Annotated in this window: 12 protein-coding genes; 10 read left to right on the forward strand and 2 right to left on the reverse strand. The window is 41.5% G+C overall.

The annotated features are described in order from the left end of the window. Positions 1 to 58 precede the first annotated feature (58 nt). The 5 genes from U8D43_RS12100 (at position 59) to U8D43_RS12120 (ending at position 7,430) form a co-directional block, all read left to right on the forward strand. Positions 59 to 2,179, forward strand: a complete 2,121-nt coding sequence (locus U8D43_RS12100; RefSeq protein WP_335871438.1) for a (Fe-S)-binding protein — start codon at positions 59 to 61, stop codon at positions 2,177 to 2,179. A gap of 471 nt (positions 2,180 to 2,650) precedes the next feature. Further along, positions 2,651 to 3,838 (forward strand): acetyl-CoA C-acetyltransferase, encoded by a 1,188-nt coding sequence (locus tag U8D43_RS12105; RefSeq protein ID WP_335871439.1) that lies wholly within the window; start codon positions 2,651 to 2,653, stop codon positions 3,836 to 3,838. A gap of 34 nt (positions 3,839 to 3,872) precedes the next feature. Beyond that, positions 3,873 to 4,727: a 3-hydroxybutyryl-CoA dehydrogenase gene (locus U8D43_RS12110; protein ID WP_335871440.1), complete on the forward strand. Its 855-nt coding sequence runs from the start codon at positions 3,873 to 3,875 to the stop codon at positions 4,725 to 4,727. A gap of 53 nt (positions 4,728 to 4,780) precedes the next feature. Continuing rightward, a complete protein-coding gene (locus U8D43_RS12115; RefSeq protein ID WP_335871441.1) occupies positions 4,781 to 5,917 on the forward strand; it encodes an acyl-CoA dehydrogenase in 1,137 nt (378 codons plus the stop codon). Positions 5,918 to 6,290: 373 nt separating this feature from the next. After that, positions 6,291 to 7,430, forward strand: a complete 1,140-nt coding sequence (locus tag U8D43_RS12120) for an acyl-CoA dehydrogenase (protein ID WP_335871442.1) — start codon at positions 6,291 to 6,293, stop codon at positions 7,428 to 7,430. 264 nt (positions 7,431 to 7,694) lie between these two features. Here U8D43_RS12120 and U8D43_RS12125 read toward each other — a convergent pair whose 3' ends face one another. Further along, positions 7,695 to 7,841: a hypothetical protein gene (locus U8D43_RS12125; RefSeq protein ID WP_335871443.1), complete on the reverse strand. Its 147-nt coding sequence runs from the start codon at positions 7,839 to 7,841 to the stop codon at positions 7,695 to 7,697. Between the two features lie 60 nt (positions 7,842 to 7,901). Between U8D43_RS12125 and U8D43_RS12130 the strand changes: the two genes are divergently transcribed. From U8D43_RS12130 to pyrG, 5 genes are all read left to right on the forward strand, one after another. Further along, positions 7,902 to 8,540: a TetR/AcrR family transcriptional regulator gene (locus U8D43_RS12130; RefSeq protein WP_335871479.1), complete on the forward strand. Its 639-nt coding sequence runs from the start codon at positions 7,902 to 7,904 to the stop codon at positions 8,538 to 8,540. Continuing rightward, complete coding sequence (gene icmF / locus U8D43_RS12135; RefSeq protein WP_335871444.1) at positions 8,537 to 11,800, forward strand: fused isobutyryl-CoA mutase/GTPase IcmF; 3,264 nt, start codon at positions 8,537 to 8,539, stop codon at positions 11,798 to 11,800. The genes U8D43_RS12130 and icmF overlap by 4 nt, the downstream gene beginning before the upstream one ends. Before the next feature lie 146 nt (positions 11,801 to 11,946). Further along, positions 11,947 to 12,144 (forward strand): hypothetical protein, encoded by a 198-nt coding sequence (locus U8D43_RS12140; protein WP_335871445.1) that lies wholly within the window; start codon positions 11,947 to 11,949, stop codon positions 12,142 to 12,144. A gap of 143 nt (positions 12,145 to 12,287) precedes the next feature. Further along, entirely contained in the window at positions 12,288 to 12,806 is a 519-nt protein-coding gene (rpoE, locus tag U8D43_RS12145; protein ID WP_335871446.1) for a DNA-directed RNA polymerase subunit delta, read from the forward strand. A gap of 254 nt (positions 12,807 to 13,060) precedes the next feature. Continuing rightward, positions 13,061 to 14,662 (forward strand): CTP synthase, encoded by a 1,602-nt coding sequence (gene pyrG, locus U8D43_RS12150; RefSeq protein ID WP_335871447.1) that lies wholly within the window; start codon positions 13,061 to 13,063, stop codon positions 14,660 to 14,662. Between the two features lie 61 nt (positions 14,663 to 14,723). Here pyrG and U8D43_RS12155 read toward each other — a convergent pair whose 3' ends face one another. Continuing rightward, entirely contained in the window at positions 14,724 to 15,245 is a 522-nt protein-coding gene (locus U8D43_RS12155) for a DUF2529 domain-containing protein (protein WP_335871448.1), read from the reverse strand. Between the last annotated feature and the right edge of the window lie 215 nt (positions 15,246 to 15,460).

Consider the following 15,460-nt stretch of genomic DNA (forward strand, 5'->3'; position numbering starts at 1 on the left):
ATTCTGAAAATTAAAATGGTTTTCAAAAGTGTAGACAACAAAGGGGGAGGAAGAATACATGGGCACAGGATTATTAATTGCAAACTGGATTGCGTTCATTCTTGTAACCGCTTACGCTCTTAGTTTATTTGTATATGTGGTCAGAACGAGAATTCAGTTCATTAAATTAGGTAAAAAAGTAGAGTTTGACCAAAATTTTAAAGAACGCTTCAATAAAATTATGGTCAATGTGTTTGGTCAGAAGAAGTTATTGAAGGATAAGAAAAGTGGAACGATTCATGTAATGTTTTTCTATGGATTTATTCTTGTTCAATTTGGAGCAATCGATTTTATTTGGAAGGGATTGGCGCCTGGCTCCCATTTGCCACTTGGACCGTTATATTCAGGCTTCACGTTTTTCCAAGAAATCGTTACCTTAACCATTTTAGTGGCGGTTATTTGGGCCTTTTATCGTCGCTATGTTGAAAAACTAGTTCGTTTAAAGCGTGGGTTTAAGAGTGGGCTTGTCTTAATTTTCATCGGTGGATTAATGCTATCGGTTCTTGTTGGAAATGGAATGGGCCTAATTTGGCACGGAGAAGAGCTTTCGTGGACAGAACCGATTGCATCGGCAGTTGCGGCAGCTTCAGGGTGGATCGGTGAGACAGCTTCTATTGTAATTTTCTATATCTCATGGTGGATTCATTTATTATTCTTATTAGCCTTTTTAGTATATGTTCCACAGTCTAAGCATGCTCATTTAATTGCTGGACCAGCGAATGTTTACTTCAATCGTTTAGATAATCCAGGAAAATTAAGCAAAATCGACTTTGAAGATGAATCTCAAGAGACGTTTGGTGTTGGAAAGATCGAAGAATTTACACAACATCAAATGATTGATTTCTATGCCTGTGTGGAATGTGGACGTTGTACGAATATGTGTCCAGCGACCGGAACAGGGAAGATGCTTTCGCCGATGGACTTGATTGTGAAGCTGCGTGATCATTTAACCAATCACGGGGCGGCAGTTACGTCAAAACAACCTTGGGTACCGACTTTTGCGTTTTCTAACACAAAAGGAAACCAAATTGCACTAGCAAGTGCGACTCAAGCAGCAGAAGAAGCGGCGGCGGGACTTGCTTATAGCCCAAGCTTAATTGGCGATGTCATCACGGAAGAAGAAATTTGGGCCTGTACGACGTGTCGTAACTGTGAAGATCAATGCCCAGTTATGAATGAGCATGTCGATAAAATCATCGACCTTCGTCGTTATCTTGTGTTAACAGAAGGGAAAATGGATGCCGATGCGCAGCGTGCGATGCAAAACATTGAGCGCCAAGGAAATCCATGGGGACTAAACCGTAAAGAAAAAGAGAACTGGCGTGAAGCACGTGAAGATGTTGCGATTCCGACGGTGAAAGAATTGAAAAAAGCAGGAGAAGACTTTGAATACTTATTCTGGGTCGGCTCCATGGGTGCCTTTGATAACCGCAGTCAAAAAATCGCGCTGGCGTTTGCTAAATTAATGAATGAAGCAGGCGTGAAATTTGCGATTTTAGGAAATAAAGAGAAAAACTCTGGAGACACACCGAGACGTCTTGGAAATGAATTTTTATTCCAAGAGCTTGCGACCGGAAATATTGCAGAGTTCGAGAAAAATGAAGTCAAGAAAATTGTGACGATTGACCCACACGCATACAATATCTTTAAAAATGAGTATCCGGATTTTGGATTCGAAGCGGAAGTGTACCATCATACCGAGCTTCTAGCGGATCTTGTTAAAGAAGGCCGATTGAAGCCACAATACGAAGTCAATGAAAAAATCACCTTCCACGATTCTTGTTATTTGGGCAGATACAACGAAGTCTACTCACCACCACGGGAGATTCTTCAATCCATTAAAGGGGTTACGCTGCTAGAAATGGAACGAAACCGTGAAAAAGGCATGTGCTGTGGAGCGGGTGGAGGCTTAATGTGGATGGAAGAAGATACAGGTCACCGCGTGAATGTTGCCCGGACCGAACAAGCACTAGAGGTGAAACCATCGGTGATTTCTTCCGGTTGTCCATATTGCTTAACCATGCTTTCAGATGGAACGAAGGCGAAGGAAGTTGAAGAAACCGTAGCGACCTATGATGTAGCGGAGTTGTTAGAAAAAGCGGTTTGTGGAACACCTGGTGAAACGAAGCTCGTATCCTAAATAATTTTTAAATAGAAGCTGTCACAAAGATGATTGGATTACGTTTTTCTCTTCGAAGCGTAATCTTTTCACCTATTCACTAGTAGCTATTTTCAAAATTCATGCTTGATTTATCCTTTGCGTATCAAGAGCAACACAAGGTATACGAAGTGAACCTTTGATATTCGCTGTTGCCTGAATGAACACCTGCAACTCCGATTCTAGCGGGCAACGACATATTCTTCATTTTCGCTGTATAATTCAAAATATTTTAAAAAATCTAAGCAAATGAATTTATATTTCTCCTAATCTTTTCTATAATAGAAGAGGATGGAAATTAAATTTGTAGATTGGGACAGAGGTCCCTCTCTTTAACTCATTCGATTGAGCGAGCGTTCAGTCAGGAGCTCAAAGAGAGGAGACATACATCTCTGAACATTAAGGTTTCAATTTATGTAAGCGTTTACGAATAATAGGGGGAGGAATTTTATTATGGCGAAAACAGTCATTATTGACGGGGCAAGAACACCTTTTGGCAAGCTTGGGGGGAATTTAAGTTCTTTTACCGCATCAGAATTGGGCGGGTTTGTTGTGAAAGAAGCACTTATGCGCTCGGGAGTAGAAGGACAGCAAGTAGATGAAGTGATTTTAGGGTCCGTTCTTCAAGGAGGACAAGGGCAGATTCCATCTCGACAAGCAGCTCGTCATGCAGGCTTGCCATGGGAAGTCCAAACGGAAACGATTAATAAAGTGTGCGCTTCGGGAATGAGAAGTGTCACGATAGGAGATCAAATTATTCGTGCTGGGGACGAGGAAGTCATTGTCGCAGGAGGAATGGAATCCATGTCCAATGCGCCATATGCTCTTCCGAAAGCACGCTGGGGATTCCGGATGGGCGATAATCAAGTGAAAGACTTAATGCTACATGACGGGTTAATGTGTTGTTTTGAAGGCGTTCATATGGGGACCTATGGCAATCGGACAGCGACGAAACATAATATTACACGTGAGCAACAAGATGAATGGGCGTATAGAAGTCACCAACGGGCGATCGAAGCAATGGAAAATGGAGTATTCGCTGAAGAAATCGTCAAAATTGAAGTGCCTCAGCGTAAGGGAGATCCAATTATTGTGGAGCATGATGAGGCGCCTCGAAAAGATACCTCAATTGCACGTCTGGCAAAATTAAATTCTGTTTTTGACGCGGATGGTTCGATTACGGCAGGAAATGCGCCTGGCGTGAATGACGGAGCGGCGGCTCTTGTTTTAATGAGCGAAGAACGAGCACAACAAGAAGGAAAAACGCCACTGGCTTCGATTATTGGGCATACAACGGTAGCAGTTGAAGCACAAGATTTCCCGGAGACACCTGGCCTAGTCATCAATAAGCTTCTAGAAAAAACAGGGAAGTCACTAGGAGAAATTGATCTATTTGAAATTAACGAAGCCTTTGCTGCGGTTGCGTTAACAAGTGGGAAGATTGCAAATTTAGATCAAGAAAAAGTCAATGTGAATGGTGGAGCCGTTGCACTTGGTCATCCAATTGGAGCAAGTGGAGCACGGATTATTTTAACCTTAGCTTATGAATTAAAGCGTAGGGGTGGTGGAATTGGAATTGCGTCTATTTGTTCAGGAACGGGGCAAGGAGATGCGATTATGATCGAGGTACCAAAAGCGTAAGAAATGCAAGGTCAGCACAAAGGGGGAGATAGGTATGAATATAAAAAATGTAATGGTAATCGGAGCAGGACAAATGGGTTCTGGCATAGCGCAAGTATGTGCTCAAGCAGGGTTTGAAGTGAAATTAAACGACCTAAAAGAGGAATTTGTAGCTAAGGGCCTTGGCGTTATTTCGAAAAACCTTTCCCGTTCGGTGGAGAAGGGTCGTTTATCAGAGGCTGAGAAAACCGAGGTGCTATCTAGATTGCATGCGTCAACTTCGTTGGAGGACGCAAGTGAAGTGGACATTGTCATCGAGGCAGCGGTGGAAAATATGGAAATCAAAACGCAAATCTTTGCCCAATTAGACACTATTGCGAAAGAGGATGCGATTTTAGCCACGAATACGTCTTCGCTACCGATTACTGAAATCGCCGCAGCGACGAAGCGTCCAGAAAAAGTGATTGGTATGCACTTTATGAATCCAGTGCCAGTGATGAAGCTTGTTGAGATTATTCGGGGTCTGGCGACGGCGGATGAAGTCTATCAGTCTGTTGAAGACATGACTAAAGCATTGAAGAAAGTACCTGTAGAAGTGAATGACTTTCCAGGGTTTGTTTCCAATCGAATTCTAATGCCGATGATTAATGAAGCGATTTTCACCTTATACGAAGGTGTGGCGACGGAAGAAGCGATTGATGAAGTGATGAAGCTTGGAATGAACCACCCAATGGGACCATTAACGCTAGCTGATTTTATCGGTTTAGATACTTGTCTCTATATTATGGAAACGCTTCACGAGGGTTTTGGGGATGATAAATATCGTCCATGTCCACTTCTACGTAAATATGTAAAAGCAGGCTGGCTCGGCAAGAAAACAGGCAGAGGTTTTTACAGCTACGAGTCTTAAGAATTTAGAGACGACCGCTGGAGGATACGTGAACGAACAGAGGGGGAGAACAGATGGAATTACGCTGGACAGAAGAACAGGAAATGATGAGAAAAATGGTTCGTGATTTTGCCCAAACGGAAGTTGCTTCTTATGTAGAAAGCATGGAGCAAGGAGAATTTCCAAGAGAGTTATTGAAAGAAATGGCGGATCTCGGCTTAATGGGGATTACGATTCCTGAAAAGTACGGCGGCTCAGAAATGGACTTTACGTCTTACATTTTAGCGATTCACGAGTTATCAAAGGTTAGTGCAACCGTCGGGGTGATTTTATCGGTTCACACATCCGTTGGAACGAATCCTATTCTGTACTTCGGAAATGAAGAACAAAAGCAAAAATATGTCCCGAAACTTGCTTCAGGAGAATACCTTGGCGCCTTTTGTCTAACGGAACCAGGAGCTGGGTCAGATGCAGGAAGCTTAAAAACAAAGGCGGTTAAGCAAGGGGATTCCTATATTCTAAACGGCAGTAAAGTGTTTATTACCAATGGTGGAGTAGCTGATACATATATTGTTTTTGCCACAACCGATCCTACTCGAGGAAGCAAAGGAGTGTCAGCTTTTATCGTTGAAAAGGATACAGAAGGACTTCTTATAGGCAAAGATGAGAAGAAAATGGGTTTACATGGATCGAGAACTGTTCAGATAACCTTTGAAAATATGAAAATATCGGCTGAAAACCTGCTTGGTCAAGAAGGTGAAGGCTTTAAAATTGCGATGGCAAACCTAGATGTTGGACGAATTGGCATTGCAGCTCAAGCATTAGGGATTGCTGAAGCAGCGTTAGAACATAGTGTGAATTATGCAAATGAGCGCAAACAGTTTGGTAAACCTATAGCGGCGCAGCAAGGAGTAGGCTTTAAATTAGCTGATATGGCCACCGCCATTGAAGGATCTAAGCTTCTTGTTTACCGAGCAGCCAATCTTCGCGCCAATGATTTGCCATGTGGGAAAGAAGCATCTATGGCTAAGTTATTTGCTTCGAAAACAGCGGTGGATGCGACGATCGAAGCCGTTCAAGTGTTTGGTGGATATGGCTATTCAGAAGAATATCCGGTTGAGCGTTTGTTCCGTGACGCAAAAGTAACCGAAATTTACGAAGGAACAAGTGAAATTCAACGACTTGTTTTAAGTAAGCATTTACTAAAGTAAGAGATTTTACCTTAGGTTCTTTTCATCTATCTTGTTGCTATCTCATTCACTATTCGCTCGAGCCCTACATTCTTCCCGTGAATTCGTTTCTGTTAAATAGGGAAAGATGCACCGAAATTGATTTTTTAAACGGTATATACTGCTGCGAAAACTGACTTGTTTTAAAAAAGGCTGTTTTCGCAAAGTTTGTGGCTTTTCGAATCAGTTTGTCATCAATGAAATAGCTTTGTTTCGGGCATGATTTCGTCTATTTTTGAGGGGAATCAACAGTGAAAAGGAAGATTTAATCAAAAATAAGAGGAAATAGCCACAATGTATACGAAAAGAGCCTTAAAAAAAGATGTGAATAGACATACATTCAGGAGGAGTAAAAATGGATTTCCGCTTATCAGAAGAACATGAAATGATCAGAAAAATGGTGCGAAATTTTGCCATGAATGAGGTTGCTCCAACGGCCGCAGAACGCGATGAAGAAGAACGATTTGATCGGGAAATTTTCGATAAAATGGCTGAATTAGGCTTGACCGGAATTCCTTGGCCAGAAGAATATGGTGGAATCGGTAGTGATTATTTAGCCTATTGTATCGCAGTAGAAGAGCTTTCTAGAGTATGTGCATCAACCGGGGTAACCTTGTCAGCTCATACTTCATTGGCAGGATGGCCTATTTATAAGTTCGGATCAGAAGAGCAAAAACAAAAATACTTACGACCAATGGCTCAAGGTGAAAAAATTGGAGCGTATGGCTTAACTGAGCCGGGTTCTGGATCAGATGCAGGAGGTATGAAAACAACAGCTCGATTAGATGGCGATCAATACATTTTAAATGGCAGTAAAATCTTCATTACTAATGGAGGAATTGCCGATACCTATGTGGTGTTTGCTTTAACTGATCCATCAGAAAGACAACGTGGAACGAGTGCATTCATCGTTGAAAAGGACTTCGCAGGATTTTCTGTAGGCAAGAAAGAGAAGAAATTAGGTATTCGTTCTTCACCAACAACGGAAATTGTCTTTGAGGATTGTAAAGTACCAAAAGAAAATCTGCTTGGTCAAGAAGGCGAAGGATTCAAAATCGCGATGATGACCCTTGATGGTGGTCGGAACGGGATCGCCGCTCAAGCCGTCGGAATTGCTCAAGGAGCCCTAGATGCTTCTATTTCTTACGCAAAAGAACGGGAACAGTTTGGTAAACCAATTTCAAGAAACCAAGGAATCTCTTTTAAGTTAGCAGATATGGCAACTGGCATTGAAGCTTCAAGATTATTAACTTATCAAGCCGCGTGGTTAGAATCAAAAGGTCTTCCATACGGAAAAGAATCAGCGATGAGTAAATTAATGGCAGGCGACACGGCGATGAAGGTAACAACAGAAGCGGTGCAAATCTACGGCGGCTATGGATATACGAAAGATTATCCGGTTGAGCGGTATATGCGTGACGCGAAAATCACGCAAATCTATGAAGGTACACAAGAAATTCAGCGCCTCGTTATTTCACGGATGGTAACGAAATAAGTAACGGTAAGCAAAGGGGTTTACGATAATCGTTTTACCAAGCAATAGGACCTGAATAGATGGATAAAGAAAGTTCTCGCTTTCGATTCGGGGGATGACGAGGCGGGAATTCGGAAGTAGTTGCGGGGGCGTGGCGGTTTTAGTGTGAGACATTAAAGCCCGGCTACGCTTTTCTATGTGGCTCAGAGCAGCGACTTTCGCTTTTGGATGCGTCTAGCTACGGCGGGTAGCAGCTGTGGGACAAATAACAGCCCGTTACGAAGGTCAGGACCTTCTCCACGGTCTAACATTTGCCCGTCGCTGCTGAGCGACCCGCCTCCGCTTTTGGATGCGTCTAGCTACAGTGGCTTGAGGCTCGGGGTCAAATGGATAACTCTCCAGTGATGCAGGCATCACCTCCGAGTTTTCCATTTGCCTATCGCCTCAGAGCGAGCCACTTTCGCTTTTGGATTGATAAGGGGGTGGTTGGTGTTGAGGTCGAAAAGAGAGATTCATGCTTCGGTTAAGGATCAACGACTCGTGCAGAAACGGCGAGATGAAATGATACGGGGAGCGGTGACGCTTTTTAAGGAGAAAGGGTTTCATCGGACGACGACGAGGGAGATTGCAAAAGCAGCCGGTTTCAGTATTGGAACTTTATATGAATATATTGGTCAAAAGGAAGATGTGTTGTACTTAGTGTGTGACAACATTTATGAAGGTGTGAAGAAAAAGCTAGAGGAAATGAATGTGAATGCCGGGACGATTGAGAATCTTAAAATCGGGATTGCTCATTACTTTCGCGTTATGGATGAATTACAAGATGAAGTGTTAGTAATGTACCAAGAAGTGAAATCGCTTTCTAAAGATGCACTTCCATACGTATTGAAAAAGGAACTTGAAATGGTGGGGATGTTTGAAGAGTTGGTTCAGAAATGTATTGAGCGTGAGTTGTTTACTTTTGATGAAAAAGAAGTGCATATGCTGGCACAAAATATTTTTGTTCAAGGACAAATGTGGGCATTTCGTCGCTGGGCATTGCATAAACGCTTCACATTAGATGAGTATATCGAGATTCAAACCAACTTATTATTATCAGGGATTCAGTCAAAGACAGGGGGAGAAAGATGAATACAGTTGAAATCTATAAACCGAAACACGCCGTCCGTTTTGTAACAGCATCTAGTTTATTTGATGGTCACGATGCCTCGATTAATATTATGAGACGCATTCTGCAAGCGAGTGGAGCGGAAGTCATTCATCTTGGTCATAATCGCTCAGTGGAGGAAGTGGTTAACGCTGCGGTTCAAGAAGACGTTCAAGGGATCTCTGTTTCGTCCTATCAAGGGGGACATGTCGAATATTTTAAATATATGTACGATCTATTAAAGGAGAGAGGCGCCAGTCATATTCGCATATATGGAGGTGGTGGCGGAGTTATTCTACCGCGTGAAATAGACGAACTTCACTCGTACGGTATTGCGCGTATTTTTTCACCGGAAGATGGAAGAATAATGGGTCTTCAGGGCATGATTAACTCGATGATGGAAGAATGTGACTTTTCCACTATTGGAGAAGATGTTCATGTGGAGATTGATAAGCTGAAAGAAGGAGAAATCACAGCTATCAGTAAGCTGATTTCCTTAGCTGAACTGGGTGTTGACCAAAAAGGACAGGCGGCTACGACGGAAAAAGTACTTGAGGAAGTGCAAGCTCTTGCTAAAAAGATTCCCGTACTAGGTATTACCGGAACGGGTGGCGCAGGTAAAAGCTCCTTAACCGATGAGCTTATTCGTCGCTTTTTAAATGAGCTACCGGATAAAAAAGTAGCGGTGTTATCGATTGATCCGACGAAACAAAAAACGGGTGGAGCACTGTTAGGGGATCGAATTCGCATGAATGCCATTTTTAGTGATCGCGTCTATATGCGTTCACTTGCGACGAGAGGATCGAAATCTGAGCTTTCACTTGCGATTCGTGATGGAATCAATGTGGTGAAAGCAGCTGGCTTTGATCTGGTTATCATCGAAACGAGCGGAATTGGTCAAGGAGATGCGGAAATTAGTGAAATCTCAGACGTCTCAATGTACATCATGACGAGTGAATTTGGCGCACCTTCTCAGCTCGAAAAAATAGATATGATTGATTTTGCGGATTTAATTGTGATCAATAAATTTGAGCGAAAAGGCTCAGAAGATGCGAAGAAACAAGTGCAAAAGCAATACCAACGTAGTCACGGCTTATTTCATGAAGATTTAGAAACAATGCCAGTGTACGGCACGATTGCGAGTCAATTCCATGACCCGGGAACGAACGCAGTATTTGCTGCTCTCGTTCAAAAAATAAACCAGAAGCTTCAGAAGGATTGGTCTAGTAGCTTTTCAACCGATGCAGAAGTTGAAAAACAAAACGTGATTATCCCACCAGATCGTCGCTATTATTTGCGCGAAATTGCGGATACCGTCAAGCACTACCATCAACGTAGTGAAGAACAAGTGGACTATGCACGTCAATTGTTTCAGTTAGAAGGAACCGAAGCTTTATTGAAAAATAAAGACCAAAAAAGTGAGTTAGTCATATCGCTTCAAGCATTAAAGGAAGAAATAGAGGGGAAACTTAGCCTCCAATCGAAGAAGATTCTTGACTCTTGGGAAGAAACATTTCATCGATATCAGCAGGATGAATTTGTGACAAAGATTCGCGATAAAGAAATCATCACCGAGCTTAAAACGAAGAGTCTATCTGGTCTGTCCATCCCGAAGGTTGCTCTCCCGAAATACAAGGATAAAGGCGAAATTCTTCGCTGGGTTTATCGAGAAAATGCACCAGGCTTTTTTCCTTACACAGCAGGAGTATTTCCGTTTAAACGAAAAGGGGAAGATCCGAAACGACAGTTCGCAGGAGAAGGAACACCCGAGAGAACGAATCGTCGTTTCCACTACTTATCAAAAGATGATGACGCCAAACGCTTAAGTACCGCATTTGATTCCGTGACACTCTATGGAGAAGATCCAGCTTATCGTCCTGATATTTATGGAAAAGTAGGCGAAAGTGGTGTCAGTATTTGTACCCTTGACGATATGAAAAAGCTGTATGACGGCTTTGATTTATGTCATCCGTCAACGTCGGTGTCAATGACCATCAACGGTCCCGCTCCGATAATCTTAGCCATGTTCATGAACACGGCAGTTGAGCAACAATGGAATAAGAAGCAAGAAGAGCTAGGACGAAGCTTAACAGAACAAGAAGCTGAAGCGATTAAAGTAGAAACGTTGAAGGTTGTCCGTGGAACGGTACAAGCGGATATTCTAAAAGAAGATCAAGGGCAGAACACCTGTATTTTCTCTACTGAATTTGCGCTCCGGATGATGGGGGATATTCAACAATATTTCATCGATCATCAAGTCCGAAACTATTATTCGGTCTCGATATCGGGCTATCATATTGCTGAAGCGGGTGCCAATCCAATTTCGCAATTAGCCTTCACGCTAGCAAACGGTTTTACGTATGTGGAATATTACTTAAGTCGGGGCATGAATATTGATGATTTTGCACCAAATCTGTCTTTCTTTTTCTCCAATGGCTTGGATCCTGAGTATTCGGTCATCGGTCGAGTGGCCCGTCGCATTTGGGCAACGGTAATGCGAGACAAATATGGTGCCAATGAACGGAGTCAAAAGCTGAAGTATCATATTCAAACTTCAGGACGTTCTTTACACGCGCAGGAAATTGACTTCAATGACATTCGCACGACATTGCAAGCGCTGATGGCGCTACAGGATAACTGTAATTCCCTCCATACTAATGCGTATGACGAGGCGATTACGACGCCAACGGAAGAGTCCGTACGAAGAGCAATGGCTATTCAAATGATTATTTCAAAAGAACTTGGTTTATCAAAAAATGAAAACCCACTTCAAGGAGCATTTATCATAGATGAACTAACGGACTTAGTCGAAACGGCAGTCTTAACTGAATTTGAAAAAATTAATGACCGTGGCGGTGTCCTCGGTGCCATGGAAACCCAATATCAACGCGGAAAAATTCAAGAAGAGTCAATGCATTATGAAATGCAAAAACATTCAGGGGAATTACCGATTATCGGAGTGAATACGTATTTAAATCCGAATCCACCTTCTGTAGAAGAAATGAATACAATGGAAATTGCTCGGGCAACAAAAGCGGAGAAAGAAGCGCAAATTCAACAGTTAAAAAGCTTCCAAGAAAATAATCTAAACGATGCAGACGAGGCTTTGCAATCCCTAAAGCAAGTAGCGGTGGATGGTGGGAATATTTTTGAACAACTAATGGAAACCGTAAAAGTCGCCTCACTAGGACAAATCACTCAAGCCCTTTACGAAGTCGGCGGTCAATACCGTAGAAACATGTAGAGGTTAGGACAAATGCAAAAAGTCTTCCGTTGAGAAGGCTTTTTGCTTCTTATGGACGATTTAACATATACTTAATATTTGAGAGCTATTATTTCTTCTATAATAGTATGTAAATAAGTGGGACAAAAGCCATAGGAAGTGATGTAGTGAAGCGAATCATTGTATTTATTATAGCAACTTTGGTCTTTATTTATATTAGTTTATATCTTTATAATCATTCTTTAGGAGCCATTCCATTTTTATTATTATCTATATTTTTCTTCTCTTTTGCTTCACGTGAGTGGAAAAAGGGGAAAAAAAAAGTAGAAAAAGGGCTAAAAAAGAAAATCCACGTTCAAATATAAAAGAAAAATGAAAGAACGGTAGATTAATCTAGCATAAACTCACTGGATTTGTTTATAATGAATTATATGTTTTAACTAAATTGGTGTTTTATGCCCTTTTTACTCTATAAATAGAGTATGAAATAGCGAAAGGAAGTGCGGAGATGAACCTTCAGAGTTTATCAAAAGAAGAATTAAAACAAACTTCTTTTATTGAATTAGCTTTTGAAATCTTAAAAGAAAAAAAACAAGCGATTCCGTTTAACGAATTATTAAAGGCTTATACGGACTTGAAAGGTTTGAAGACCAAAAATATGGGCGATCTTTTAGCTCAGTTTTATACCGATTTGAACTTTGATGGTCGTTTTCTAGCCATTGGCGATAATAAATGGGGACTTCGAGCTTGGTATCCAGTCGATCAAATCGAAGAGGAGACTGTTCCAACCATTAAAACGCGTAAGAAAAAAGCGAAAGCTGTCGTAGAAGATGATTTCGATGAAGTTGAAGAAGAAGATTTAGATTTCGACGAATTAGATGATTTTGAAGAAGAAGATCTTCTTGAAGATGATAGCGATGATGACTTTGAAGATGACGACGATGAAGAAGAAGAGGAATTTGAAGGCGACGCTATTATCGAAGGCGACGAAGATTTCTCCGAAGATGAAGACGAGGAAGAAGAATAATCTATTCTTGACATCTTTCGCTTCCGATTGTAGTATTACTTTTGGGCTCCTTAAAAAAGGACGGCATATAATCGAGCAGCGCTCCCTTATTGAATTAAGGGGCGCTTTTTTTGTTTTAAAGCAAGTAGCACCTGCATGATGACGGTTTAATTTACCGGAAGTCATAAAAGTGAATTAACAACCGATTGAAGTGGATAATAATAGTTACTTACTCTACAAAAGAATGTAGGTTTATATTTGAAAGGGGAAAGAACATGACAAAATATATATTTGTAACAGGTGGGGTTGTTTCTTCACTTGGTAAAGGAATCACAGCGGCATCCTTAGGACGATTGCTAAAAAACCGCGGATTAAAAGTAACGATTCAAAAATTTGATCCGTATATTAACGTTGACCCAGGAACAATGAGTCCCTACCAACATGGTGAAGTATTCGTAACTGATGATGGTGCGGAGACGGATCTAGATTTAGGACATTATGAGCGTTTTGTTGATATTAACCTAACAAAATATAGCTCTGTTACGACTGGTAAAATCTATTCAACGGTACTTAAAAAAGAGCGTCGCGGTGATTATTTAGGTGGAACCGTTCAAGTAATTCCACACATCACAAACGAAATTAAAGAACGTGTATACCGCGCAGGTCGAGAAACAAATGCAGATGTCGTCATCACAGAAATCGGTGGAACGGTAGGTGATATCGAATCACTTCCATTCCTAGAAGCCATTCGACAAATTAAGAGTGATGTTGGTCGTGAAGGCGTCATGTATGTTCATTGTACATTAGTCCCCTATATTAGGGCAGCTGGCGAAATGAAAACAAAGCCGACACAACATAGCGTCAAAGAGCTTCGTAGCCTTGGAATTCAACCAAATGTAATCGTCCTCCGTACAGAAATGCCGATTTCTCAAGATATGAAAGATAAAATTGCTCTTTTTTGTGATATCGATACAAATGCGGTAATTGAAGCGGGTGATGCGGATACCTTATACGCTGTGCCACTTGCGCTCCAAGCCCAACACCTAGACCAAATCGCTTGTGATCATCTTCAGCTTCAAACAAATGAACCAGACATGACCGAATGGAAAGAGTTAGTTGACAAGGTTCGAAACCTCTCAAGCAAAACGACGATTGCACTCATAGGAAAATACGTAGAATTACAAGATGCGTACATTTCTGTAGTAGAGGCACTGAAGCACGCAGGCTATAACTTTGACACCGATGTTCAAGTGAAATGGCTCAATTCAGAATTAATGACAGCTGATAATGTAGAAGAGAAACTTGCAGGTGTTGATGGAGTCTTGATTCCAGGCGGTTTTGGTGATCGAGGAGTGGAGGGGAAAATTATTGCGACCCAATATGCTCGTGAACATAAAATTCCGTTTCTTGGGATTTGCTTAGGAATGCAACTAGCGTCTGTTGAATACGCTCGTAATGTTCTTGGATTAGACGGGGCTCACTCGGCGGAGTTAAATCCTGAAACGCCACATCCGGTCATCGACTTGCTGCCAGAGCAGAAAGATATTGAGGATTTAGGTGGGACTTTACGCCTGGGGTTATATCCTTGTAAGTTAACACGTGGGTCTAAAGCTCAAGAGGCTTACGGCGAAGAGGTTATTTATGAACGCCATCGTCACCGTTTTGAGTTTAATAATTATTATCGTGAAAAAATGGAAAAAGCCGGCTTTATTTTCTCTGGTACAAGTCCAGACGGCCGCCTTGTTGAAATTATTGAATTAGCGGATCATCCATGGTTTGTTGCATCACAATTTCATCCTGAATTCACATCACGCCCAACAAGACCACAACCACTATTCCGTGACTTTGTGAATGCAAGTATGCGTAAAAATAAATAATGAGAAAAACCGATCTCTACAGCATGAGATCGGTTTTTCTTTCACCCTAAGAGGATATGCGCTAATCTTGATACTCTTGTAGCATTTCATCAAGTGCCATTTTAATGGCGAAATAAACAAATAAACCGGCCATGCTTCCAGGAAAAACTACCCGGTTCCCATTTTCGTCAGGTAGCATCCCTTTCGTTAATTTTGTATCAATATAAATGGTGGCGAGATCTTGTAGTGATTCCTCGGAATCTACGACGCCGGAAACCGCTACAAACTCAATATTCTTTTCGTTGAGCTTTTTCGCAAATTCTACGGCTTCTTTGTCAGTAGATAGTCTAGAGAAGAGCAAAACTCTATCAGCCGAAGTAATTTCATGAAGATCCTTTACCGGAAACGCACCTGTTAAAGGTTCTGCTCCTTTTGTGGCTTCCAATGTGACGGCCTCTAGTTCGGCAAATGCTTTTACATAAATCTTTCCTTCTCCTATGGCTCCTTGGGCAAGCAATCTAGCTCCGTCTTCAAGCGCAAATTCTTCTTTTGAAGATATTCGATTGAAGAGACCATTTAATTGGGTGGTAAACATTTTAATCATGATTTCACTCCTATTTATTCGTAACGATTTTTGCTTTATTCTCTATTATAATTTTTAACAAGGATGTGCGCAAAAAAGAAGGATTTTACGGAAGGAAAAGAGAAGTGTACCCTGAGGTGATTTCTGCAGGGTTCTACCTAATAGGTTAGCTATGACTATCTTCTTTCTAGCATTGAATCAATAAAGTGGTAAATCCTACGTTAGGAAACATAAAC

The organism is Bacillus sp. 2205SS5-2 (assembly GCF_037024155.1).
Classification (GTDB): Bacteria; Bacillota; Bacilli; order Bacillales; family Bacillaceae_K; genus Bacillus_CI.